At 47.1% G+C, this 26217-nt stretch carries 21 protein-coding genes; 14 read left to right on the top strand and 7 right to left on the bottom strand.

Features of this window, described 5'->3' with window-relative positions; genetic code table 11:
• Window positions 1–145 precede the first annotated feature (145 nt).
• Entirely contained in the window at window positions 146–1318 is a 1173-nt protein-coding gene (locus JGK22_RS23385) for a DUF4335 domain-containing protein (RefSeq protein ID WP_293185213.1), read from the bottom strand.
• Between the two features lie 2 nt (window positions 1319–1320).
• The gene (locus JGK22_RS23380) at window positions 1321–1926 is read right to left on the bottom strand and encodes a DUF3038 domain-containing protein (protein ID WP_293313834.1); all 606 of its coding nucleotides are present in this window, start codon (window positions 1924–1926) and stop codon (window positions 1321–1323) included.
• Between the two features lie 260 nt (window positions 1927–2186).
• Between JGK22_RS23380 and fraC the strand changes: the two genes are divergently transcribed.
• Complete coding sequence (fraC, locus tag JGK22_RS23375; RefSeq protein WP_293185210.1) at window positions 2187–2708, top strand: filament integrity protein FraC; 522 nt, start codon at window positions 2187–2189, stop codon at window positions 2706–2708.
• Window positions 2709–2838: 130 nt separating this feature from the next.
• Here the strand turns inward: fraC and JGK22_RS23370 are convergent, their stop codons facing one another.
• On the bottom strand, window positions 2839–3348 hold the full coding sequence (locus JGK22_RS23370) for a hypothetical protein (RefSeq protein ID WP_293217267.1): 510 nt from the start codon (window positions 3346–3348) through the stop codon (window positions 2839–2841).
• On the opposite strand from JGK22_RS23370, the gene JGK22_RS23365 reads away from it, so the two are divergent.
• Entirely contained in the window at window positions 3340–3471 is a 132-nt protein-coding gene (locus JGK22_RS23365; RefSeq protein WP_293185208.1) for a hypothetical protein, read from the top strand. The genes JGK22_RS23370 and JGK22_RS23365 overlap by 9 nt on opposite strands.
• Window positions 3472–3569: 98 nt before the next feature.
• On the opposite strand, the gene JGK22_RS23360 is transcribed toward JGK22_RS23365, so the two are convergent.
• Window positions 3570–5777 (bottom strand): cation:proton antiporter, encoded by a 2208-nt coding sequence (locus JGK22_RS23360; RefSeq protein ID WP_293185207.1) that lies wholly within the window; start codon window positions 5775–5777, stop codon window positions 3570–3572.
• A 727-nt stretch (window positions 5778–6504) separates the two neighbouring features.
• Here JGK22_RS23360 and rpsB point away from each other — a divergent pair.
• From rpsB to JGK22_RS23320, 8 genes are all read left to right on the top strand, one after another.
• A complete protein-coding gene (gene rpsB, locus JGK22_RS23355; RefSeq protein WP_293185206.1) occupies window positions 6505–7332 on the top strand; it encodes a 30S ribosomal protein S2 in 828 nt (275 codons plus the stop codon).
• A gap of 420 nt (window positions 7333–7752) precedes the next feature.
• Window positions 7753–8415 (top strand): translation elongation factor Ts, encoded by a 663-nt coding sequence (tsf, locus tag JGK22_RS23350; RefSeq protein WP_293313831.1) that lies wholly within the window; start codon window positions 7753–7755, stop codon window positions 8413–8415.
• 707 nt (window positions 8416–9122) lie between these two features.
• Window positions 9123–10064: a hypothetical protein gene (locus JGK22_RS23345; RefSeq protein ID WP_293185204.1), complete on the top strand. Its 942-nt coding sequence runs from the start codon at window positions 9123–9125 to the stop codon at window positions 10062–10064.
• Window positions 10065–10231: 167 nt separating this feature from the next.
• Window positions 10232–12718, top strand: coding sequence for an ATP-dependent DNA helicase RecG (gene recG, locus JGK22_RS23340; protein WP_293229305.1), 2487 nt, complete (start codon window positions 10232–10234; stop codon window positions 12716–12718).
• A gap of 904 nt (window positions 12719–13622) precedes the next feature.
• Window positions 13623–15707 (top strand): elongation factor G, encoded by a 2085-nt coding sequence (fusA, locus tag JGK22_RS23335; protein ID WP_293185202.1) that lies wholly within the window; start codon window positions 13623–13625, stop codon window positions 15705–15707.
• 380 nt (window positions 15708–16087) lie between these two features.
• A complete protein-coding gene (locus JGK22_RS23330; protein ID WP_293193067.1) occupies window positions 16088–16723 on the top strand; it encodes a Uma2 family endonuclease in 636 nt (211 codons plus the stop codon).
• 85 nt (window positions 16724–16808) lie between these two features.
• A complete protein-coding gene (locus JGK22_RS23325) occupies window positions 16809–17453 on the top strand; it encodes a Uma2 family endonuclease (protein WP_293193065.1) in 645 nt (214 codons plus the stop codon).
• A gap of 278 nt (window positions 17454–17731) precedes the next feature.
• Entirely contained in the window at window positions 17732–18166 is a 435-nt protein-coding gene (locus JGK22_RS23320; RefSeq protein ID WP_293193063.1) for a hypothetical protein, read from the top strand.
• Between the two features lie 94 nt (window positions 18167–18260).
• On the opposite strand, the gene JGK22_RS23315 is transcribed toward JGK22_RS23320, so the two are convergent.
• Entirely contained in the window at window positions 18261–18899 is a 639-nt protein-coding gene (locus tag JGK22_RS23315; protein WP_293193061.1) for a Uma2 family endonuclease, read from the bottom strand.
• A gap of 158 nt (window positions 18900–19057) precedes the next feature.
• Entirely contained in the window at window positions 19058–20440 is a 1383-nt protein-coding gene (gene murF, locus JGK22_RS23310) for a UDP-N-acetylmuramoyl-tripeptide--D-alanyl-D-alanine ligase (RefSeq protein WP_293313828.1), read from the bottom strand.
• Between the two features lie 791 nt (window positions 20441–21231).
• On the opposite strand from murF, the gene JGK22_RS23305 reads away from it, so the two are divergent.
• On the top strand, window positions 21232–22509 hold the full coding sequence (locus JGK22_RS23305; RefSeq protein ID WP_293313825.1) for a hypothetical protein: 1278 nt from the start codon (window positions 21232–21234) through the stop codon (window positions 22507–22509).
• Between the two features lie 285 nt (window positions 22510–22794).
• Complete coding sequence (locus tag JGK22_RS23300) at window positions 22795–23130, top strand: RNA-binding protein (RefSeq protein WP_293185195.1); 336 nt, start codon at window positions 22795–22797, stop codon at window positions 23128–23130.
• Between the two features lie 253 nt (window positions 23131–23383).
• Here JGK22_RS23300 and clpS read toward each other — a convergent pair whose 3' ends face one another.
• The gene (clpS, locus tag JGK22_RS23295; RefSeq protein ID WP_193976163.1) at window positions 23384–23665 is read right to left on the bottom strand and encodes an ATP-dependent Clp protease adapter ClpS; all 282 of its coding nucleotides are present in this window, start codon (window positions 23663–23665) and stop codon (window positions 23384–23386) included.
• A gap of 477 nt (window positions 23666–24142) precedes the next feature.
• Between clpS and JGK22_RS23290 the strand changes: the two genes are divergently transcribed.
• The gene (locus JGK22_RS23290) at window positions 24143–25357 is read left to right on the top strand and encodes a transposase (protein WP_293209168.1); all 1215 of its coding nucleotides are present in this window, start codon (window positions 24143–24145) and stop codon (window positions 25355–25357) included.
• A 47-nt stretch (window positions 25358–25404) separates the two neighbouring features.
• On the top strand, window positions 25405–26004 hold the full coding sequence (locus tag JGK22_RS23285; protein WP_293220696.1) for a DUF3172 domain-containing protein: 600 nt from the start codon (window positions 25405–25407) through the stop codon (window positions 26002–26004).
• Window positions 26005–26217 lie beyond the last annotated feature (213 nt).

Genomic DNA, 26217 nt, shown 5'->3' with positions numbered 1-26217 from the left:
GTTTTGTCTGTGTAGACGCGGTTTCTAACCGCCGAGTCTTCTACGAATCCGGCGATTTTAACCGCCGTCTTTTCTTCAACCCGCGGAGGCGGGTTTTGTGTGTGTAGACGCGGTTTCCAACCGCCGAGTCCTCACTACAAACCCTTTACCAAGGAGTGACAGCCGCAGTACCGCCCGGTGCAATAACTACTCGGAAATCAGCCAGCGGTTCCGCAGGCGGCCTAGTACCAACCGGTTTGTAAAGCAACTCGGACAACGGCGCTTCGGATCGATCGACTGCTGCGGAATTTTCCGACTTGTAACCGACAATCGCCCCATCTTTAGCCACACTCACCCGATAAACCAACTCCGCATCAACAGCAGGCTGATTCTTCAAAACTCCATCAATTTGCTGGGAAAGTTTCCCCTTCAACAGATCGATTTCGGCCGTATCGGTAATCGGCACGGCTGCCGCCCCAGGGCTTGCCAAACCTTCAGCAACAGGAGTGGGCGTGCTTTCCGGCGAAATGTTTGACTGCGGTGTGGCCAAGGGTGAAGTGTCCGACTGCGGCGAAGTGCTCGGAGTTGGTGAACTCGATTCAACAACTTTCGGAGTTTTATCCCCAAGCAAACCGTCAGCCGCAGGCGTGGGATTGGGATTCGGCGAACCCGAACCACCGGAATTCGGCGTGCCGAGATTTTGGCCGGCCCGATTGGGCTGCGGCACTGGATCTCTCGGGCGCTGGACTTCCGGCACTGGTACCAAGAAAAACGCCATCGCCGCCAAAGCCAAACTCGACACCCCCACCACCGCAGGCAAACTGCGCTTCGCCAAAGGTTCGGCAGACTTGATATAACGCTTGGAAATTGGGGTTAATTGCAGCGACAATTCTGGCAACGTCTGGGTGTCGGCAAAAAATTGATCGATCGCCTCTACCAAATCAAATAGCTGTACCGTCGTCAAATCTACCTGTGCCGACAGTTCTGTTTTTTGATCGATTTGGGTGGCGCTGTCAGATCCGGCGGGTAGAACGGTCAAACGGTGGGAATTCCCGTCAATTCTGTGCAACTGTACCATACCCAAATTCGGGCCATAGCGATCGGGATAATGCACTCCGCTCATAAATTCTTGAGCGTAGCTGCTGACAGTCCTCACCAAGCTTTCAAAAAACTCCCGTCCCCCATTGAGGGGCTCACCGAGGCCTGTCACATAGCATTCAGCGCTCATTAATATCGAAAGCACCGGCCGCATTTCTAGCTGGCTGGCTGCCGAGCCATCGCTCAACCCTTCTAGAACCAGGGTGCAATTTGGCAGACTGTACTGACGCCTAATAGTCATTTTTATTCAATTTCTCCATCAAACAGGCTAACCCAGAAGCGCTGCATTCCGGCTGTGCCTGTACAAAATAGCAGTTTGCTCAACAAGTTTAAAGCTAGTTCGTTGAGCTTGTCATCGGAATCGTAAGCTACAACCACCGATCGCTTGGGGTTCATGCGCGATCGAAAATGAGCTCGAAAGCGTTCTAAATACTCCGCAAGCTGCAAGTTCTGACTGAGGGGCATATTTCTCGATCGCAACTGCTGCGAATCTAGCAGCAACTGCCGAATTGTCGCAGTTAACTTGCGCGCCATATTACAGGCGATCGCCACCAGCGCCTTTGCCTCCACAACTGTCAGGGAGCGGCGTTGGGCATAGCGTCTCAGCGGATTAGTATTTCGCATCTGCCAAAAGGCAACGCGATTTTTGACAATTGACTCCAATTCCAGCTCCTTTGACACTGCCAGCATTTCTTCCGCACCTCCGAGATACAAGGCCTCGATCGCCAGCAACATCAAATCAATTTGCAATCTAGTCCGGCGGGGACACCCACCCTCATTCGGCGACAAATCTGGCAAACTGTCTAAAATCAACGGGTTTGACTCGGTAAGCGAAGTTTCTGACGGCATTAAGATCACGGCAACATCCATTTCAACACAATATACGGACAGGCGGGGTCTTGGCCCAGGTAATTTTTGAACCCGAGACTCCTCTGGGATATTTTATTTTTATCGCTCAGTTCTATATTCTGACTTCACTTTAGCACCATTGGCGGCTAGTGGCTTAAGTGTCACCAGAAGAGCGATCGCTCTTCAAAGAGGGGCTGGAGCATACAGCGGTTTTGTAGTGTGTCAGGTACGATCGGGAAGCAGACATAGGAGCAAAACTAATGATTGCAACTGTTTTCCCGTTTCGGACTGTGTTGGTACAAATTCTAGCCATGTTTTTGGCGATCGCGATCGAATCATGGTTCTTGCAAAAACTACTGAAACTCAGCCCGAAAACCAGCGTTGAATATGCAGCCATCCTCAATCTCTCTTGCACTTGCATGGGTTGGCTAGTTTTTTTCGGCATTGAAAGCGTGCTTTCAAAAGATTTACGGGAACGGCTGATCGATTATATATTATTAGGAGGCGAGCGAGATTTTTACTTCATAATAACTGGCATCGCCCTCTCGATACTGCTAGTGACTTTTCTCGCAAAATGGCAAGCATTAGAACTGTTAGAAAACACGCTATACGGGAAGAAAAAAACTGCTGTTCCTACTGAATTCAAACGCTCATTCACCCTCACCCGCCGTCCTCCGAAAAGAAGTTTTAAAGTCACCACCCAATTTGGAGCAATTTTCATCTCTCACACTGTTAGTAATTGCCTGATTCTAACCGTGTTATTTTTCCAAAGTATCGATTAATTTTAGATTTCAGATTTACTCCACAGATAAATCTGGATCTTCAACTTCTTCGATCGAAAGTTTTAGGTTGGAGCCCGATCTATCCAGGGCTTCTACCCGTTTTCTGACGGTGCGATTGAAATCAACACCTTTAATGTGGTTGCTTCTGCTGAGGTTTCGCCACCGCTTCTCTTTGAGCCGTAAAATTAGTAGCCGCCGCCCGATCCGTCAGACTAATTTTTCCGTTGAGGCTGTCTTTTTCCACAACTCCTCGCAGTTTAACATAGCTGTTTTGACCGATCGCAGCGGACTCGCTGCAACCCGTTAAATTAGGTACGACACCCGACAAGCTCAATCCTTGATTTTCCCACTTCCCTGCTAAAGAAGGTTTCTCCTCGGCTGTGTTTGCGCGATCGCCCTCGCTGTTACCCGATCGCAAATTACCGCTCAAATAAACACCCGATTGCTCGATTGTCAAGGTCAAAGTATCAGATTTCAGACATTCCGGCAAACTTTTAGCATCAAAGCGATAACTTCCCGCAATTGCCGGAGCCGCTTTTAAACTTGTTTCGCCGTAAGCAGTTACCACTTTAAACAGCAGCGAAACCGAGCCGATCGCAATCCCGTAAAATGCCAGGGATTTAAGGCTTAAATGATTCATAATCTTGGGAATGGGGAATTGGGAATTGGGAATGGGGAATTGGGAATTGGGAATTGGGAATTGGGAATTGGGAATTGGGGATTGGGAATTGGGAATTGGGAATTGGTAGCACCTCACAAATAACCAACTGCCAACTGCCAACTGCCAACTGCCAACTGCCAACTGTCAACTGCCAACTGCCAACTGTCAACTGCCAACTGTCAACTGTCAACTGTCAACTGTCAACTGTCAACAAGTACCGAAGCCAAGTGCGATCGCACTTTCACGTAACAGCGCGCAATCAGCAGCGAAGAATGACACTGCACCGCCAATTCATCAGTATACCGTCCGAGAGTTTGGCGTTCAATTCCCCACTCCCGACTCGTACCCGCGATCGTCAAATCAGCATTAGCAGAAGCCGCCACCACCGCTTGAATCGGCTCAGCAGCCTCCACAATCGGAGTTTCAATGCGCGATCGCACTTCTACCGGCAACCGATCCATAACTCGCTGAAACTCATAACTCAGCTCATTTCCCTCTGCCCCGTCAACCGCCACCCGCAGCACCGTCAAACGACGTTCCTCGCTATTAACCAACAGTCTCAGCGCCAATTCCAACCCTAAATCATCGTGAATATTTGCCGCATAAGGCACTAACAAATTATTCAACCGTTCCCTACCTCTGTCAACAAAAATTGCTACATCCACAGTAGCGTTGCTGAGAATTTGGCCGACACGCCCTCCCAAACGGTTGCTGCTAAAAGTCGGCCTGTGCCATCCTACCAAAATCAAATCCGCGCGATCGAGTTCCGCAATTTGCGCCGTTTCCCGCGCCACATCTTTAGTAACCCGAATGATTGGGTGCACGAATTTTTTCGCATCCGGCAATTCCAAACTCTCTATCAATTCTGATAATTTCGAGCGGCGTTCCTGAATAATGCGATCGGCTTCTACGGGCGTACTTTCAAAACCATAATTTTCATTTAATTCGATCAAACTCAGAGGATGAACCGCCGCCGACTGCAAATCGCTACCCCCTGTATCCGCAGCAGGCTGCGCCAGGGCGATCGCCAATTGCAGCAAACCTTTCTGCGTGCTGGGATTAGCAACCGGGACTAAAATTCGATACTTGGGCAGCAATTCTCTATTAATTTCTTCGCTTTCTCCACCCATTGGCGAATCTTTTAATTCTGAATCATCCTCCAAACTTACTTCTGAGATATCTAACCGAATCAGCTTTTTCGGATAAGTCCACTCCAACAGTGGCGAAGTCATAAAAGTTGTCACTAAAGCCATAATGACTAACATCGTAAATAGCAGCGGCGAAACCACCCCCAGAGAAAGACCGATATTCAGCACAATCAGTTCAGTCAAACCGCGAGTATTCATCATCCACCCCAGCGCTGAAGCTTCGCGGTTGCTGATGCCGCAGACTCGGGCAGCAACGTAAGTCCCGAAGTATTTTCCAATAATTGCTACTCCCAAAACTGCCGCGCACAGCAGCCACAATTCGGGACTATTGAGCAGGCCGATTTGAGTCCGCAAACCGCTGTAAGCGAAAAATATTGGCAGCAGAAATATCAGGACAAAATCTTCTGTTTTCTCAGCTAATTCTCTGGTAAGTCCGGCATTTTTTGGCATGGCAGCACCCAGCAAAAACGCACCGAAAATTAAGTGAATGCCGATCCATTCAGTAATTAAAGCTGATGCTACAACTCCCATGTAAATGCCGGATAGCACTAATTGAGATAACTTGCCGGTGCGGTTGTAGTGCTTGGAAAGCCGTTGCAAGAACCAGCGGACTACAGTCAGCATGAAACCGATGTACACTATAGATTCAAAAATTGTCGGTAAAGCCCCAACCATCGAGTTAGTGCGCGTAACTGCGATCGCCACCGCCAACAAACACCATGCCGTCACATCGTCTACCGCAGCGCAAGTCAGAGCTAGCGTCCCCAATTTGGTATTCTGCAAGTTGTGCTCTGTAATAATTCTTGCCAGCACCGGAAAGGCAGTAATTGACATCGCAGCGCCCAAAAACATCGCAAATGCTGTAAACGAAACGCTATTATTTGAAACTATCGGGTACAACAGCAGTGCTAGGAAGCTTCCCAGAGAAAATGGCACTAAAATGCTGACGTGTGATGTTAAAATTGCTACATCTAAATTGTTTTTTAGATACTTAGGATTGAGTTCTAAACCAATCAAAAACATGAAAAATATTAGCCCTACCTCAGATAACACGTTGAGGAAAGGAACGGCCTCCGCTGGAAAAAGTGCTGCTCCTAAATCTGGTGCAATCAAACCGAGGAGAGAAGGCCCGAGCATAATTCCTGCTACAATTTCTCCAATAACTTGAGGTTGTTTGATCGCTCGAAATGCTAAGCCGACAAGTCGAGAAAGTGCGATGACAATTAGAACTTCAAGCAGGACGAGAATGGGGATGGGCATAGCGTTTTTAGCTTTAGGTTTTTTGCGGATCGAGAGGGCGTGGCATTCAGTTGACAGTTGACAGTTGACAGTTGACAGACAGCTTACCCGCTCGCTTAGAGAAGGGATGAGGGCGACCTCTTGGAAGGAAGAGGATTGGACTCATGAATAGTCTGATTTTAATTTCTCCCTAGAAGAGTTGCGGTTTTAAACCAATTTTTTCTGGTAAAGCCGACAGAATTGCCGATCGAATAAAATCGATAAAAGCTCGATCGAACGAAAGAAGGCACAAGACACGCAGCTTCAACGCCATTCTCTCACAAGCTCACAAAAGCTTCTGCAACCTCGAACCTGGATTTTTGGTTTTTTCAGAAGCGGTTGCTAGTAACTCTAACCGTATCGTGCGCCCCCCGCACCCAACCCGCCGACTACATCTCATACCATTTTAGATTTTAGATTTTGGATTTTAGATTGGGAGATGATTTACTGGTCATGGGTTGGGATCTTCCCTACAGTTGCATGATTTTGGAAAAATGGCATCGCTCAAGTCGGTGCACACCGTCCACGCAACCCTACGGAAAACCCTACCCTACGGATCTAAGATAGTCAGAAAAAGTGGTGCTTCTGGTGATAGACTAGAAAAGTTGTTTAAATTCGCACATCCGGGTTTTCGGGTGTTTCGAGGGCGCAAACCCTCAGAAATACGACCGGGTGGAGGATTAACCCGAATACAGGAGTTAAAAATACAATGCCAGTAGTTAGTTTGGCTCAAATGTTAGAGTCAGGGGTTCACTTCGGACACCAAACCCGTCGGTGGAACCCGAAAATGGCTCCCTACATTTTCACAGAGCGCAACGGGGTTCACATCATCGACCTCGTGCAAACCGCTCAGCTTATGGAAGACGCCTACGAGTACATGAGAGTGGCCTCCGAAAAAGGTAAAAAGTTTTTGTTCGTCGGTACAAAGCGCCAAGCTGCCGGGATTGTAGCCCAAGAAGCTCAACGCTGCGGTGCTTACTACGTCAACCAGCGCTGGCTGGGGGGAATGCTCACCAACTGGACAACGATTAAGTCCCGCGTCGAGCGCCTCAAGGATTTGGAGCGCCGCGAGGAAATCGGCGCCCTAGATTTGTTGCCGAAAAAAGAAGCTTCCGTGCTGCGCCGAGAAATGGCAAAACTCCAGAAGTATCTGGGCGGAATCAAAACTATGCGTAAGATTCCCGACGGAGTTGTCCTAGTAGACCAACGCCGCGAGTATAATGCTGTGTTGGAATGCCAAAAGCTGGGAATTCCCATCGTCTCTCTGTTGGATACCAACTGCGACCCGGATTTGGTTGACATTGCGATTCCAGCAAACGACGATGCTATTCGATCGATCAAACTGATTGTCGGCAAGTTGGCTGATGCCATCTACGAAGGTCGTCACGGTCAACAAGGCGGCGACTCTGACGAAGACTACGACTACGAAGGTGGTTACGAAGGCGCCGAATATGATGGCGAAATCGAAGAATTGGATGACCCTAATTATGTAGATCCCGAGGACGGCGACACTGACAGCGAAGAAACCGAAAGCTAGTATTGCTATCGGCATCTGACACCAAGCAATTAAAAATTAAAGATTGAAAATTAAAAATTAAAAATCATAATTTTTAGTTGGACATTTTTAATTTTTAATTTTTAATTGTAAATGGCATTAGTCTCGGTCATTAGTAGATTTCTGACAAAAGCATTCCGCAGTGTGAACACCAAAATTAATTAGGGTTCTACACCTACCAAATCCGCCAGAAGGCTGACTTGCTATTTCTTAACTCTTGTCTAATCATTAAGATTAAGGTTCACGAGCGGGACGCTCGCACTCCTGACTAATGATAAGGTTCGCGAGCGGGGACAGCACTAACGACTAATGACTAACGACTAATGACTAATGATAAGGTTCGCGAGCGGGGACGCTCGCACTAACGACTAATAACTAATTTTGATTGGGAACTTAAAGAAGATGGCGGACATATCTGCAAAACTTGTTAAAGAACTGCGCGACAAAACCGGCGCGGGGATGATGGACTGCAAAAAAGCCCTCACCGCAAACGATGGCAATATGGAAACATCAATTGAGTGGCTGCGGAAAAAAGGTCTGGCTGGGGCTGACAAAAAAGCAGGACGGGTTGCCTCAGAAGGACTTGTAGGCAGCTACATTCACACGGGCGGCCGCGTGGGAGTGCTGGTGGAAGTTAACTGCGAAACAGATTTTGTGGCACGGCGCGAAGAATTCCAAAGTTTAGTACGCAATATTGCAATGCAAATTGCAGCTTGCCCGAATGTGGAATACGTGAAAGTTGAAGATATCCCCGCTGAAATTGTCGAACGAGAAAAGGCAATTGAAATGGGCAAAGATGACTTGGGTAACAAGCCGGACAATATCAAAGAAAAGATTGTTCAAGGGCGGATTGACAAGCGGATGAAAGAGTTATGTTTGATGGATCAGCCTTTTATTAGAGATCAAAATATCTCGGTGGAAGAGTTGGTGAAACAAACGATCGCCCAAATTGGCGAAAATGTCCAAGTCCGCCGTTTCGTCCGTTTTGTGTTGGGCGAAGGCATTGAGAAAGTAGAAGCTAACTTTGCCGATGAAGTGGCCGCCCAAATGGGTGCTGCTCAATAATCGAAAATTTAGATTAAAAACTAAAAATTAAAAATGTGAAAACCTAATTTTTTTGCATTTTTAATTTTTAGTTTTTACACGACTACAGAAATAGGTACGTAGTTGCGCTTCAGCGCTCTTGGTACGTAGTTGCGCTTCAGCGCTCTTGGTACGTAGTTGCGCTTTAGCGCTCTTGGTACGTAGTTGCGCTTTAGCGCTCTTGGTACGTAGTTGCGCTTTAGCGCTCTTTATAATATTCCGAAAGAGGGCGTTGCTCATCGGGGTTTGAAAATGGGTAACTTGAAAATTCAGAAGATTAACTCAGTTGTTTCATTTTTTCACATTGAGTCGTTTGTACCGTAAATTAGCGCCGGAGCGCTGAAGCGCAACTACGTACCCAAGAGTCGATATTTTATGACTATCCGGGGGATGTGAGGGGAATCGAGTTTTCACATTGAGTCGTTTGTACCGTAAATTAGCGCCGGAGCGCTGAAGCGCAACTACGTACCCAAGAGCCGATATTTTAGCGATATTTTACGACTATCCGGGAGATGCGAGGGGAATCGAGACTCAGCTAGAAACCGAGAGATAAAAAACATAAAAATGTTGGAGGCGATTCTTGAAACCTATGCCCGATTTCTAACCAGAATTAACTCGACAATCAGACAATTTGTGGCAAAAATCGGGTTGTTTTGCCGATCGTCCTATTTGAATTTTATAGGGGATATATGGTGGGATCCAGAGAGCGCATAGAGCAAGATTTGGCAGGACTCGAAGAGGCTTTAGCAGCCTTGAATCTAGAGTTTCGCAGTACCTACGATGGTTATTTAACTGCCTTGGGACAAGCGGTGCGACAGCAGTTGATTTTGGCTTGCTATCACCTTTGCACTCAAGCGGTGCCGGAGTCGTTTCTCAAGTTGTCCTTCGACGGGCGGCAAAAAATGCAGCAGTCTGTAAGGCGTTTGGCTGCGGCGTCTCAAGAAAAATTGCGATCGCTCACGACTGAATCAGAAGTAGAGGAAGAGGAAGAGGAAGAGGAAGAGGAAGAAATAGATGAAGAAATAGATGAAGAAATAGATGAAGACGAGTTTGGCGAGGAAGAAATCGAGGAAAACGAATTCGTCGAGGAAGAAATAGAGGCAAACAACGAATTTTCCGCTATTAACTATCAATTTCCAGCAACAAACAATCAATTACCAATTGCCAATTCCCCGCAAAGTTTGGCGCGCTGGCAAAATAGTATTGAAAAGTCGATCGCCCAGATTCTCAAGCTGCTGTCTCGCGACACCAACCGCTTGCTCCAACAGTCGGAAATCTTGCCCAGTCAATTGCCAGAACAGGTTCTAGAAGCTGCTTCTGCTGCTGAATTGTCCGCCGACAGCGTGGCGGGCCCACCTAACCTATTAAGCTTAATCATTGAAACAGATAGTTCACCAGCACCGCCAAACTTGGGAAAAAGACCCGGTATTAATGCTTTGCACATTACAGCAATTAAACTGCGGTTGTCGGAAATAGAGTTTGCCGATCCGGGAACATCGGCTTGGCGCCAACAAATTCGCAACCTCTCTGCAAAGTTGAACTCCCTCGGTCGCGATTACCAGAAAAAGCAGCGGGAAATGGCGGTGGTGGAGGCTGAGTCGGCTTGGCGGTTGAGTTGGTTTGAAGATTAGTCAGTGGACAGTGGACAGTTGACAGTTGACAGTTGACAATTGTCTGGAATTATTGAGCTATGATTAATAACTAATGACTAATGACTAATGACTAATGACTAATAACGTTCGCGATCGGGGACGCTCGCGCTAATGACTAATGACTAATGACTAATAACTAATGACTGATGACTAATAACCAACCAGAATGGCAGCGATTGCAAAAAGCTCTTTCCGTAGAAGCCGATCGCGGATTTAACGACATCCAAGGCAGTCAATACCGCTTCAGCGAGTTTCTCGGCCTGAGTTTGAGACAGTTGGCAGGCGCTGTCACTGGTTCTTCGCGCGATCGCGCCAGACAACTTGCGGTGGAATTTGACATCTACCCTCAGAAAGATCTCGAAGGGCGCCAACATTCGATCGCCATTACAGTCAGTTTCCTCAGACAAATGGAGCAAGTTTGGGAAGAACAAACGACACAAGTCAGACAAGAAAACGCTGCCGATTCAAGCACTCCAGCCGTTTCCGTTCCCCGAACCGCACCGCTTAACACAGCACCTCCACCGCCTAGCTTGACTTTAGATCAACCGTTAACCCGCGTGACAGGCATCGGCCCCGCCAACGGCAACCGCTTGCTAAAACTCGGTTTAGATACCGTATACGACTTGCTTTACTACTATCCCCGCAACCACATCGACTATGCAAAGCAAGTACGAATTCGCGAGTTAGTAGCGGGGGAAACTGTCACTTTAATCGCCGAAGTCAAGCGCTGCAATTGCTTTTCTAGCCCGAAGAATAAGAAATTAACGATATTAGAAGTAATTTTAAAAGACAGTACCGGAGAAATTAAAATCAGTCGCTTTTTTGCCGGGCCTCGCTACAGCAATCGCGGCTGGCAAGAATTCAAAAAGCGCGAGTATTGTACTGGTGCGATACTTGCTGCTTCGGGGTTGGTAAAGCAGGGTAAGTATGGCATTACCCTAGAAAATCCTGAGTTGGAAGTCTTAGATGACTCCGGCGGTGCGATCGAATCTATGAAAGTCGGCCGCCTGATTCCTGTTTATCCGCTGACGGAAGGGGTGGATGCGGGTTCGGTGAGGCGATCGATCTTAGCAGCAATTCCGGCCGCGAAACTGTTGCCAGAATCGCTACCGGAGGATTTGCGCGAGCGTTACGGCTTAATGGGTTTAGCCGATGCGGTGGCAAATATTCACTTTCCGCTCGATCGCGATTGCTTGTCCGCCGCCCGCCGCCGCTTAGTTTTTGACGAATTTTTCTACCTGCAATTAGGCCTTTTAAAGCGCCGCCAAACCCAAAGAAAAGCTCAAGCTAGCGCAGTCATCCTTCCTAGCGGGAAATTGATCGAACAGTTCTATCAAATCTTGCCTTTTGCGCTGACAAATGCCCAAGAAAGAGTCATTAACGACATCCTCAACGATTTAGCTTCGCCCCAGCCGATGAACCGATTAGTGCAAGGCGATGTCGGCGCGGGCAAAACAGTCGTCGCCGTAGTCGCAATGCTAGCAGCAATTCAATCCGGCTATCAAGCAGCATTAATGGCGCCGACGGAAGTTTTAGCAGAACAGCATTATCGGAAATTGGTAGGCTGGTTTAATTTGATGCACTTGTCTGTCGAACTGTTAACTGGTTCGACAAAAGTAGCCAAGCGCCGGGAAATTCACAGCCAGTTAGAAACCGGAGAATTACCTGTTTTAGTAGGAACTCACGCGCTGATTCAAGATACGGTGAATTTCCATAAATTGGGTTTGGCTGTAATTGACGAACAGCACAGATTCGGCGTGCAGCAGCGTGCTAAATTGCAGCAAAAAGGCGAATCTCCTCACGTTTTGACGATGACCGCAACTCCCATTCCTCGGACGCTGGCGCTGACTCTGCACGGCGATTTAGACGTGAGTCAAATTGATGAACTTCCCCCCGGTCGGCAGGCGATTCAAACGACTGTTCTGTCTGCGAAAGAACGCCTCCAGGCTTACGATTTGATTCGTCGGGAGGTGGCGAGCGGCCGTCAGGTTTATGTGGTTCTGCCTCTGGTGGAGGAGTCGGAAAAGCTGGATGTGCGATCGGCAATTGAGGAAAAAGAGAAACTCGAAAAAAGTATATTTCCTGAGTTTAAGGTAGGTTTGCTCCACGGCAGAATGAGTAGCGCTGACAAAGATCAGGCGATTACTAAGTTTAGAGACAAAGAAACTGATATTTTAGTATCTACTACTGTGGTGGAAGTGGGAGTAGATGTGCCGAATGCAACGGTAATGTTGATTGAAAATTCGGAGCGTTTTGGACTGTCGCAATTGCACCAGTTGCGGGGTCGAGTCGGTCGGGGCAGCAATCGTTCTTATTGTTTGTTAATGCCCGGTTCCAAGGCTGCGGAAGCTATGCAGAGAATGAAGGTTTTAGAACAATCTCAAGATGGATTTTTTATTGCGGAAATGGATATGAGATTGCGCGGCCCAGGTCAGGTTTTGGGAACTCGACAGTCTGGTTTACCGGATTTTGCTTTGGCGAGTTTGGTGGAGGATCAGGAGGTTTTGGAGTTGGCGAGGGAGGCCGCTCAAATGGTAATTGAGAATGATGAAACTTTGGATGAATGGCCGGTCGTGCGGGATGAGTTGGAACGGCGATATCAACGGATGATGAGTGGCTCGATTTTGACTTAGATAGCTTGGGACGCACACACCAACTTTTTATAGCAGGACTTACCAGCTCGCCTACCAAGAAACCGGGTTTTTTAATGGAGATTGAAGGTTTTAAGCAAATATCAGGGTTAAAAACCTGGGTGCGCGTCACAACGAGTCTTTTCGTAAAAAAAAACCGTTTCGCTTGCCTAATGTGTAAGTTTTATTGGTTCGTTGAGTACCTCAACCTAACCTAACTTTATGAGAGAATTTTTCCCTATATCTAGGTTATTTTTATGGATTGTAAGGATTCCCGTACCGATCGAACCAAGAATCCTTCGCAGGAATGACGGGGAAGTGTCAAAATTAAGGTAGTGCTGCCAGAAACAGGGAAAACGAAATCCAACCTGTACTCGCCGGCCCTAGGCAACATTGATTCCTCGCTTGTCACGCTTGCAGGTGGTGGCCGACGGGTAGCCGACGGTTCGTCGCATGGAATCTCAACAATAATTGTCAGTAACTCAGGGAATCAACGCCGCTGAGCTTGCAAGAGAAATCTCTCGCAAGCTGTACTGACCAGACCGCTCGCAAGAGCAGCCGTTATTTGGGTCACGACACCGGAGAATGCGAAGCTAGTTTTCCGCTCTGTCGCTTTCAATTAAACAGTTCTAAAGTCACTGGAACAGTGTTGTAAGCCTAACAAGCCCAGATAACCAGGTCGAAGCTAACATTACCCCACAAGGGAGGCTCCTGCCGGAGCAAACATTATGCGATCGCGGATTGCGAGGTTTGAGGTGGTAATTGTCCCATCGAAAGTACATCACAAAAGTACACCGAATTAAGCAATCCTTGTGTAATGGAAAGATTCACTCTTGATTGAAATCCCCGAGCCTTTTCCCACGAGCGGGCTAAAGCCACGCTCGTTTCCCACTTCCCGAATTTTTTTATGAAAGATCTCACTCGTTATCGAAATATCGGCATCTTCGCCCACGTAGATGCTGGCAAGACCACCACAACTGAAAGAATCCTGAAACTGACGGGTAAAATCCACAAAATCGGTGAAGTACACGAAGGCGCGGCGACGACTGACTTCATGGAACAGGAGCAAGAACGCGGGATTACGATTCAATCCGCTGCTACTACCTGCTTCTGGAACGAGCATCAGCTCAACATCATCGATACTCCCGGACACGTCGATTTTACGATCGAGGTTTACCGTTCGCTCAAGGTTCTCGATGGCGGTATCGGTGTGTTCTGCGGTTCCGGTGGAGTTGAACCGCAATCGGAAACTAACTGGCGCTACGCTAACGATTCTAAAGTTGCTCGTATCGTCTATATCAATAAGCTCGATCGCACGGGCGCAGATTTTTACCGAGTTGTCAAGCAAGTCGATAAAGTCCTCGCAGCTAAACCAATGGTAATGGTTTTGCCGATCGGCATTGAAGACAAATTTTGCGGCATGGTCGATTTGCTCACCCGCAAAGCATGGATCTGGGATGATTCGGGCGATCCGATGGGCTACACAATTCAGGATGTTCCGGCCGATATGGTCGATGATGTCGAGAAATACCGCGAACAGTTGATCGAACTGGCTGTCGAGCAGGATGATAACCTGATGGAACAGTACCTCGAAGGCAACGAGCCGAGTATCGAAGACCTCAAGCGGTGCATCCGCAAAGGCACCCGCGACATGGCATTTTTCCCCACCTACTGCGGCTCGTCGTTTAAGAATAAGGGCGTCCAGTTGGTACTCGATGCAGTCGTTGACTACCTCCCGAACCCGATGGAAGTTACGCCTCAGCCTGAGGTGGATCTCGAAGGCGAGGAAACAGGCAATTTCGCGATCGTCGATCCAGAAGGCCCTTTGCGCGCCCTGGCATTTAAGATTATGGACGATCGCTTCGGCGCTTTAACCTTCACCCGTTTGTACTCCGGTAAGATATCCAAAGGCGACACCGTACTCAACACCGCCACAGGCAAAACCGAGCGCATCAGCCGCTTGGTAGAAATGCACGCCAACTCCCGCGAAGAAATTGATTCGGCTCAAGCAGGCGATATTATTGCGATCGTAGGTATGAAAAACGTCCGCACCGGACACACCATCTGCGACCCCAAAAATCCCGCAACCCTTGAGCCAATGGTGTTCCCAGAACCAGTCATCTCCATTTCGGTCAAACCGAAACTCAAAGGAGGCGAAGAAAAGATGGGAGCCGCGCTCACCAAGATGGTACAAGAAGACCCATCTTTCCACATGGTCACAGACGAAGAAAGTGGCGAAACCATCCTCAAGGGCATGGGCGAACTGCACCTCGACATCAAAGTGGACATTCTGCGACGCACCCACGGCGTCGAGGTAGAAGTTGGCGAACCGCAGGTAGCCTACCGCGAGTCCATCACCAAACGCCTCGAAGACAACTACGTCCACAAGAAACAATCTGGTGGTTCAGGTCAATTTGCTAAAATCGGCTATATCGTCGAGCCCGGTGAAGTCGGTAGCGGCTTCGTGTTCGAGTCAAAAGTAACTGGTGGTAGCGTACCGAGAGAGTATTGGCCAGCGGTGCAAAAAGGCTTCCAAAGCTGCATCGATGTGGGCGTCTTGGCTGGTTTCCCCTGCTTGGACTTGAAATTCACCCTGGTTGATGGAGGTTTCCACCCGGTTGACTCTTCAGCAATGGCCTTTGAAATTGCTGCTAAAGCCGCCTACCGCCAATCTGTACCCAAGGCTGGGCCTCAGTTGCTGGAACCGATCATGAATGTCGATGTCTTCACCCCAGACGATCACATGGGCGATGTCATCGGCGACCTCAACCGCCGCCGGGGCATGATGAAAGCTCAGGAAACCGGACAAACAGGAGCGCGGATCAAGGCTGATGTGCCGTTGAGCGAAATGTTTGGCTACATTGGCGATTTGCGTACCATGACATCTGGGCGCGGTCAGTTTTCGATGTCTTTCTCGCACTATTCTCCTTGTCCGAGCAATATCGCTGAGGAAGTGATCAAGGATGCGAAAGAGCGTCAAGCTGCTAAGTAGTGTGTTGAGTGTAAGTGCGATCGAATAGTGCGATCGTACTCTACAAACAGGTAGCCAGAAACCGGGTTTTTTCACGAACATCCTTCGCTGTAGCGACGAGATTAGGTGAAAAACCCGGTTTCTTTGATATTGGTGCGTCCAGGACTCTTAAAAAAATCTGCGTTGATTTGCGTTATATCGTTTCCACTTGGACTGGAATGATTAAACCACAGAGGGCGCAGAGGACACAGAGTCCGAGAATAGAGATATGAATCATGCCGATGGAGAGCGGATTTGATATTAATCGGCGGTATCGTAAGGGCGATCGCAGATTTATGAAATAAGTCAAGTATCATATTTGCTAACATACAATTAATAATTTAAAACCGAGGCAGGTAGCCATGACAGCCACCCTAATCCAGAATCAAAGTAGCGGAATTCTGCTAAAAAATATTAGCTGGAAAACTTACGAATCCCTGCTGAATGAGTTAGGGGAACACGGAGGAATTCGCCTGATTTACGATCGCGGAAATTTAGAAATTATGACTCCATCAGCACCACATGAAAAGTCAGGTGAACTCTTAGGAAATTTTGTTGAAGTTCTAACTGATGAATTAAATGTTGACATTTGCAGCCTGGGTTCACTAACCTGCAAGCGCAAAGATTTGGAACGGGGGTTAGAACCTGATAAATGTTACTACATTCAGAATGAAGATGTTGTCTGGAATAAAGAACAAATCGATCTCAATGAAGATCCACCACCGGATTTAGCTATTGAAATTGACATTACCAGCAGTTCGATCGATCGTCTCAAACTTTACGCAAGTTTGGGTGTACCTGAAGTTTGGCGCTACGATGGCAATCGTTTAATCATCTATCACTTAGAAGGCAATGAATACGCAGAGTGCGAGGTTTCTCCCACTTTTGCTTTTCTGTCGAAGTTTGAAATGCTGCGGTTTTTGGAACTGAAACAGACTACAAAAGAAAAGGCTTTGCTGCGGTTATTCCGGGAGTGGGTGAGGAGTCAAATTCAGTAAAGAGACTGAAGGAGGGCGATCGCCCCTCAATCAAGATCGTGTTTGCTAAGATACAATCAATAATCTACAACCCAGGCAGGTAGCCATGACAGCCACCCTGATCCAGAATCAAACTAGCGGAATTCTGCTAAACAACATTAGCTGGAAAACTTACGAATCCCTGCTGAATGAGTTAGGGGAACACGGAGGAATTCGCCTGACTTACGATCGAGGAACATTAGAAATTATGACTCCTTTAGCACCCCATGAAGGTAGTAAGAAAATTTTAGGCCGTTTTGTGGAAAGTGTGAGTGAAGAATTAAACATCGAAATTCGGAGTTTGGGTTCTCTAACTTGTCGGCGCGAGGATTTGGCTCGCGGTTTGGAGCCGGATCAGTGCTACTATATCCAAAATGAGAATGTGGTTTGGGACAAAGAACAAATCGATCTCAATCAAGATCCGCCACCAGATTTAGTAGTGGAAATTGACGTGACTAGCAGTTCGATCGATCGCCTTTCTTTATACGCAAGTTTAGGGGTGCCGGAAGTTTGGCGCTACGACGGAAATCGTTTAATAATTTATCAACTGGAAGCACAGGAATATGTAGAAAGAGATGTTTCTCCGACTTTTCCTTTTTTGTCGCAAGTTGAGATGCTGCGCTTTTTGGAATTGAGGAGGACTACCAAGGAAAATGCTTTGCTGCGGTTATTCCGGGAGTGGGTGAGGAGTCAAATTCAGTCCGGGGAATAAAAGAAAAGGGCGATTCACGATCGGGATGGTTGCGTTTGAGGCTCTTTTTAGCAACCGCAGATGAACGCTGACTGACGCGGAACGATGACTCGGGCGGAGTTCCTCGAATTTACCTTAATTTCGCCCTTCCATATCTTAAACCGTATCGCTATTCTTCTCCTCCATCTCAATTTTGATAGAGATGCAACGTGCCGATCGCCTGGCCGCAAAACTGCGAAAATTAAATATTGACCCGGATACAATTTAGCAAGTTTATTTCATGAGATAGCGAGGTTGAAATGGCCGAAATAAATCCCGATCGCACTACTGGTACAATTGCGATCGCCGTTTGCGCTCAATCAAACGGGCAGTATCTGTGTCAGATATCATCATCTCTGAGCGATCGCCCCAATGATACCATGAATTTTTACGGACAAACGAAAGAACACGCGATCGCGATCGCCCTAGAACATTTAGCTGACGAATATCGCGAAAAAGCAGAAGAGTCTCAGAATATAGATTCCCTTGCCGTGGAACTTTCAGATTCAGGAGAACCAATTAATAAATATTATCATGTGATTGTACACTACGAAGAAATTTCGGAAGCCGAATCTAAGTTTGAGGCAGTACACAATACAATAATGGGAAATACGATAGTTGAGAATGCCAGACTTGCAGCCATTGAGATTGCTCCAGATATTGAAATCGAGCCGTTAGAGCGATCGGGATATTGAGGGATAAAATTTTACACAATCTGCGGGTCACAATCAAGTTTTGTCGTCAAAAAAAGCGGTTTCCGATCTGCATCCAGGATTAAAATAAACAGGACTATTGATTTTGATTAATTTGGCTTTTTACCCAATTCCGAAATGCTTTAACTAATTCCAAATAATCCATTGTTTCCGCCTGTGCCAAAAAACTGACAATCTCTAAAATAGCAACACTCGGAAATGCTAAACTGATCTCGCACTCGACATACCCTCGATCGTCCAATCTGTTAATTCTGAGCCGCGAACCGTTGTAAATCCAAACTTCCGGCACTCCCAGATCGGCATAAATCTGCAAGGTATTGTCGGATCTGCTGGTAACATCAATTTCCACCACTAAATCCGGGGGCGGATATTGACTCATATCGAGTCGTTTTTTGCCTTTAATTGCACTAGCATTCTGGATGTAAAAACAATCATCCGGTTCTACACCAATGAGTTCAGGACGTTTGAATGTCGTAGAACCCAGAGGTTCAATTCTCACATCTAATTCTTCAGCTAATGTTTCAACAAATCGACCTATTACTCTTTTGTAAATTTCGTGTTCAGGAGAAGGCACCATAATTTTCAAATTGCCGCGATTGTATCTCAGTCTAATTGGCCTATCGCCGATTTCGGCAAGCAAAGTTTCATAAGTTTGCCAACTGATATTCGATAGCTCAACTATTTGTTCGGGCGGACTGAGAGTTTTAGCAATCATGGGGTTACTTTGGTGAAGAGTTCGTAGGCGCAAGCCGGGGCGTAGCGATCGCACTTTTAAACTAAATCATATCATCTCAAACATAGGTTTGTAGTGAGGACTTCAGTCCGCATCCGACGAGAGAGGACTGAAGTCCTCACTACGAACCAAATTGCTAGTTATTGGCCTGCAAAATCGGCACGGAACTTCTGGACAACTCGATTCAATTCCACTGAATGAGAAGCTTTAAATAAAATACGATCGCCCTTTTCAACAAATCCCAACAACCGCTTTGCTAAATCTTCCCGCCCATCGGGCGCCGTAATATCTCCTATCTCCACAAAAGGCACGCCCGCCGCACCCGCCGCCATCGCCGCCGCTTCCTCAAAATCCGCAAACACAAACAAAGCATCGAGGTTTAAATCCCGCGCCGCCCTTCCTACTTGTCGGTGAAATTCGATCGCCCTTTCGCCCAATTCCTTCATCGTACCCAACACCGCAATCCGGCGCTTTCCCGGAGTATCCGCTAACAATCTCAGCGCCGCCAACATCGACTCCAAACCAGCATTGTAAGTCTCATCCAGAATCACAACATCAGAAAGCAAATCGTAGCGGCGCGCCCGTCCATCCGGTAACTGCACGGACAAACCTTGTTGTAAAACTTCCCAATTAATCTCTAAAACTTTTGCTACCGCCAAAGCCGCCAAATAATTTACAGCATTGTGCCTTCCAGCCAAGGGCAGCGGCAATTCCACACCTTCTACAAGCATTGTATCATTATTCAGCAATTCCCCGCACAAATCGCCGCCTTCTAATCCGTAACTTAAAGTTTTTCCCTGCCAAACTTGCGCCGCAGTTGCCATTAATCTGTCAGAATCGTGATTGAGAATAGCAATACTTTCAGCAGGCATTTCCGCTAACAGTTCGCACTTAGCTTGGGCGATCGCATCTTCCGAACCCAATCGCCCGATATGCGCCGTTCCTACATTAGTAATTACCGCCACAGTAGGACGCGCAATTTGCGACAGCAGCGCAATTTCTCCTAGCCCGCGCATTCCCATTTCAATTACAGCATAATTGTGGGTCGGCGAAAGCTCTAACAGAGTTTTCGGGACTCCAATTTCATTGTTGTAGTTATATTGAGTTTTCAGAACATTTCCGCTGGTTGACAAAACGGCCGCAATTAATTCTTTGGCAGTAGTTTTACCTACTGAACCAGTAACACCAATTATCGGTATACTGAATTGGTCGCGCCACCAACGGGCGATCGCCTGGTAAGCTTTTAAAGTATCGTCAACGCGCAACAGCGGAAAATTGGGAACTTCTGCTTGGTAAGTGCGATCGACTACCGCAGCAATCGCTCCCAAATCCCGGGCTTTTGCCACAAACTGATGCCCGTCAAAATTTTCTCCCCGCAGCGCTAAAAATACTTCGCCCCCCTCAATGGTGCGCGTATCTGTAGCAATACCTGTCCCTACAACTGTCAGAACGTCCTCAGACACAGCAAGCAAAGGTACAGTTAAAATTTCAGCAAGTTGGGCGATACTTACGCGACAGACCATATTACCAGCACTCACATTTCAAATCATTATTTTCACAGCTAATCCTACCTCGCCCCACCTCACATTTAACTGACACCAGTTCAAAAAAGAATGCAAGCTTTGCCCGGAATCTAAACCCTGAGAGTCCTCAGTCATTCCCATCGCAAATCGCCAATCGCCAATCGCAAATGGTATAACAGGGGGATGCCGACTAGGATTGACCTTGGCACTCTTCAACAGTTGACAGTTGGCAGTTGACAGTTGACAGTTGACTGTTTGAGAGCGACATCTACCCTTAAGTCCGAGGATTGGAGTAATGAATAGTCTGATTTTAATTTCTCCCGAGCAGGCTTGGGGCTTTCAACCAATTCTTTCGGGTAATAATAAATCCTCTGCCCAGCCATAAATTATTTAGAACACACCCACAATCTTTACCAATAATTTACAAAGTTTGTGGTGATTTTAGGCCTTGCTAATTGCAAACAATTCATGTCATGCTGGTGTTGACAAATAGTTTAACTAAGTAAAAAAGATCTGCTTAAGGCGATCGCCACTTCCACCCCTAAGCCTCGGGAGGCGAGAAGCTCGGTTGACCCTACCCAACAACGGATACAAGCCCTCGACCTAAGTCGGGGAGAGATTAAAATTTTAGACTACAGTTGAAGCTTCCAGATGAATCTGTGGAGTAAATCTAAAATCTAAAATCTAAAATCTAAAATCGGTTGACTCAATTGTGGTGCTTCATCTGCCAATTCATATCTGCCAATGGCGCTTAAAGCTCCTGCCCAATCCTTTTGGAGGGTTAATCCACAGTGAACGACTATAACAGACAGAGCCAGGAAGAAGAACAGCTACTTTACAACCACTGGCTGGAGTTGGTACAAGTAGAGCAGCCGATCGAACTAATCGACCGTTTTCGCACTTTGTTTATCTACGGTAACGGATATCGCGATCGCACCATCGCTGAAGCACTCGAAAAAATAGCAGCCTCACCCTACGCCGAACAAGAATTCAAATACATCCTCAACCGTTGCTGCCACATCCTGATCAACCGCTGGCAAACATACCCCGGCAAGCAAGCAGCTATCCCGGAATTGATCGCTCTGTTTGAAGAAGCCCCCAAAATATTATCTCGATATAGTCGATCGCGCCCTACTCACTCCATCCCCCAATTAGTCAATCAATTTACCCAAAGCGAACAATACCTCACACTCAAACGCTTAGCCAAAGTCATCACCCACAGTAATGAAGACAGCAACGGCAAAACTCCCGCCAGCCTAGCCCTCGGAACCTTAATTCCCCGATACCCTTACCTCTACAAACACTGCCTCCTCAGCGACGACAGCACCTACGAACAGCAAAAAATCATTCAAAAAATCCAAGCTCAAAAGCAGCAGCAATTTGAAATCGACCTCTCACAATACGTTGCTCACCAAGTGAGAAAAGCCCAAGCAGCCCGCCGGCATACCTCAATCTCCTTCGGCAGAAGTATACAGACTATAAAAAACCCGACGCTGTTGAGCGACCCAGAGCTGTTCTTTGCCCTCAAGCAATTTGTCGGAAAAGTCGAAGGAGCCGATACCTACCGACAGCTAGCCGGCCGCTTCATGGCGAACACCAGCACAAGTGTGTCCTACAGATCCTTTAAAGACGACTTATACGAATACCTAATTTCTTCCGTCACCGACGATGGCTACGGCAAACGTCAATTTAACGAAAAACTGTATAAACAACTACAAAATACCTTTCCCCACAACGATGCTCAGAAGTTCAACGAATTTTTAACGATCAGAACTTGCAGCCAGTTATTGAACTTTTTAGTAGTAGAGAGTCCTGCGCGGCCGAACCACTTTGTCTTCATCGACCTGATCTCAAACCTCGGGCCCACCCAAACCACAGGTTTGCTGCTGAAAATCGTGCTAATTTGTGGCAAAGTCAAGCCCTATCTAGAAAAGCGGTTGGCAATTTTGTTCGGTCACTACGAATTTTGTACCCGAGAAGGCCTGGTGTGGTTAGTCAAAGCCTTGGAAAACCTGAATCTCGCTTTGAGTACCAATTTTGGGAATCTAGACGTATCTTTCCTGCGGTAGCCGGTCTGTCCCAGAACTTTCTCGCGTTCGAGTTTGACAAAACATCACAGCTCAAAATCCGGTTTCTGAATACCCTCAAAGTTTGAGATTGAATTGTAACGACTTAATTAAGTGGCCAAAGCTACTCAAAAGACGCCATTCTGTGTTAAAATTCCAAGTGTATCAGATTCGGTTGCAGGCTTTGTTCATTGCTACAGAATTGTTTAAAAACTTGCCCTTCTGTATCGGCAGGGGACTCTCCGAAACTGAAATCTTTGCACTGTCTAATTTTTGGAGTTATTCCTCATGTCGATATACGTCGGTAACTTATCCTACCAAGTTACCCAAGAAGACATCACCACCGTCTTCGCCGAATACGGAACCGTTAAGCGAGTACATCTACCTACCGACAGAGAAACCAGTCGCCCCCGCGGCTTTGGTTTTGTAGAAATGTCAACAGATGCCGAAGAAGATGCAGCGATTGCTGCTCTCGACGGAGCAGAGTGGATGGGTCGCGATCTCAAAGTTAACAAAGCTAAGCCCCGCGAAGATGAAGGCGGCCGGGGCGGCGGCAACCGGGGCGGCGGCGGCCCAGGCAAATTTGGTCGCGGCGGTGGCGGCGGCGGCGGCGGACGTTATTAATTTCCTAATTAATTTCCGACGATCGAGATTTGAGATTGGAGAGCTGAAATTTGGGATCGAGGCCACCTAGCTTTGAACCACCGTCCGAATAATTTCCGGCCCGGTTGCTCCCAACCTTTACTCTTCCAGTCTGGCGATCGACCGCATTAAATATACCAAAAAGCCAAGGTTAGTCCCTTGGCTTTTTGGTATGAGGCTATTCAATATGAGTTAAAAACTCGGTGGGTTAAGACTTTCAGGTGCCTCTAGTTTTCTAATCATCAGGTTCGATGCTGCTGCTCAATCCGTGATTGTTGAGCGTTTCAGCATAAAACTCAGCGTGTTCGAGAGCGCAAACAATCACCAGTCCCAGCCCGTTGGTGTGGGCTTCCATCATCACATTTACAGCCTGTGGCTGAGTCAGACTGGGTACCGTCGCCATCAAAGTCTGCACCACGTATTCCATGGGATTGAAATCATCATTGTGCAGCAGCACGCGGTAGCGCGGCGCAAGCTTGCGGACTGTAGAAGGCTTTTGAATAATTTCGACAGACACTAATCTATACCTCCTGACTTGTAGGATGTTAAAATTTTTGACACTCCCTGCCGTTGATGCGAGGGGATTCTTCGTTCATCAACCCAAGTTGCTGAGATAGGCTTACACCTAAAACAGTAGATCTCGAACTAGGACGAAGCTGGTATCGCATTAATTTCGATCGACAATCTTGAGCTGGATTCCTCCGCTGTGATAGAGTATCTCACTTTCAGTTATTTTATTGAAATTTCCAGATTCAGACAAGGCAGCCGCCTAGCCGATCGCGAGCTGTCAACCATACCAAACCCAGAAGAAGTGTCCTAAGCCCGCAGCCGCCCCCTGTCTAGGGTCATAATAATAGAGACGCAAGATCGGTTAAAAATAAAAAACTACCAAAATTAGGGGGTTAGAGCCTCGTCCTTCTATGACTACTTTATTCTAGAAATCCTGTTGCCATTTTGTAGAAATTGGGTAAAATCAAACAAGGAGGTGATGCAAGTGTTCAATCTGACTTATGAATTCAAATTGAAACCCACAAAAACACAAGTAGCAATATTTGAGGATTGGTTGGAACAATGTCGCAAGGTATATAATTATGCCCTGCAAGAACGTAAAGATTGGTATAATTCCCGAAAATGTCGGATTGACGCTTGTTCCCTGCGCTCGGAATTCATCATCAGAGCTGACACACCCAGACCAACTTACTCAACTCAATGTAAAGCCTTAACTGCATACAGGAAAACCAGCCCTGCATTACAACGTATCAATGCTCAAGCTTTACAACAAGTGCTGCGCCGACTAGAAAAGGCATTTGTAAGTATGTGGGAACAAAACCACGGATTTCCCCGATTCAAAAAAAGGGGAACCATGAGGTCTTTTGTGTTTCCACAACTAAGTTTAAACCCAATTCAAAATAGTAGTGTCAAACTGCCTGTAATTGGCTGGGTAAGATTTTGGCAATCCCGAGCGATTCCCGATGGTGGAATTATTAAGCAGGCACGGGTAGTAAATCGTGCATCCGGCTGGTATCTAATGCTGACCGTTCAATGGGATGTAAAAATTCCCGACGTAGTGCCACACGGAAATTCCCTAGGAATTGATGTCGGACTAACTAATTTCATAGCAACTTCTAATAGTCTTTTAGTCAAGCGGCCAAGGTTTTTTATAGACGCAGAACGCAAGCTGAAATTGCTGCAAAAACGTGTGAGTAAAAAGCGCAGTGGCTCAAATAATTGGCGCAAAGCTCAGAAAAAAGTTGCTCTTTTGCACGAATACGTTGCTAATTGTCGCTCAGATTGGCATCGCAAAATCTCTCATCAAATTTGCAATGATGTGGGGATGGTATTTGTTGAGGACTTAAATTTAGTTGGACTATCCAGAGGGATGCTGGGCAAGCACTGCTTAGACGCTGGATGGGGTCAATTTTTCACTATTTTGGAACAAACCTGTTGGAAACGCGGGGTGTACTTCCAAAAAGTGAATGCTAAGAAAACCAGTCAGATTTGTCCAAATTGCGGTGTCGCAACAGGCAAAAAAGAGCTTGCTGAGCGTACTCATACTTGCTCAAATTGCGGTTATACAACCGATAGAGATGTTGCAGCAGCTCAAGTAGTTCTAATTAGAGGACTTGCAGCCGTAGGGCATACGGTCAAGATGCTTGCCGAGGGTAAATTCGTCGGAATCCCACTGAAGCAAGAATCCTCTCGCCTTTAGGCAGAGGTGTGTCAACTGTTAAATCCCCAGAACGGACTGAACTTTATATGAAACGCAAACCTAACTCCTACAACGACAGAGACAGATTCGGTGGCGATCCATTCCGGGGAGATGAAGACTCCGGCTCATTTGGCGGATCGTCGCGACGACAACCTCAGTCTGGCAAACCCTCTTTCCTCAATTCCGCCACCCTAGGGATTTTAACAGCCGTTTTTATTCTGGGAATTGGGATCGGCATTGCCTTCAGTTCCACAGCTACAATTAGCCCACAAAACGTAGCATCCCGGGAATTTATCGATCGCAGCGCCCCGAACCCCGAACTTTGCGTACAGTTTGGAGCCAGCGCAATGGTGACAGATATGCGCCTCTTCGTCACCCTTAACCCCTTCAACGTCTACATCTCCCAGCCGAGTATGCGTCCCGGATGCGTCCTGCGAACCAATAACTGGGCAATTCTCGAACAAAGAAAACTGATCAACCAAGAGCAAGTGCGCGAGTGTAAAAATCGCATGAACACCTTTGGCTTCACCGGCGCCCTGGAAGGTCAACCTGACATTAACTGTATTTACCAAAACGACGGCGCTAAAAACCTGTTCCTCAACCAACCGGGTTCGATCGCTCCACCCAGTGAAGGTCAAAATTTCTAACTGTGAGGATCGGACGATCGAAGTATAGGTGCTATCCACCAATCACCGGACATAACAGGACAACCAGTACCTAAAGGTGAAGAGATAGCCAGCCTCAGTTACAACTACGTTTTCAGGGTGATGACACCTACAGGTACTTTCCAGCCTGTGGCTCTGTCGTCAATCGTTAAACATCTGTATTTGGTTAAAGAAGTGCGGTTGACTCAACAAGCC

It is taken from the genome of Microcoleus sp. PH2017_08_TRC_O_A, from assembly GCF_020738665.1.
GTDB lineage: Bacteria > Cyanobacteriota > Cyanobacteriia > Cyanobacteriales > Microcoleaceae > Microcoleus.
This window is presented reverse-complemented; position numbering and strand designations above follow the sequence as displayed.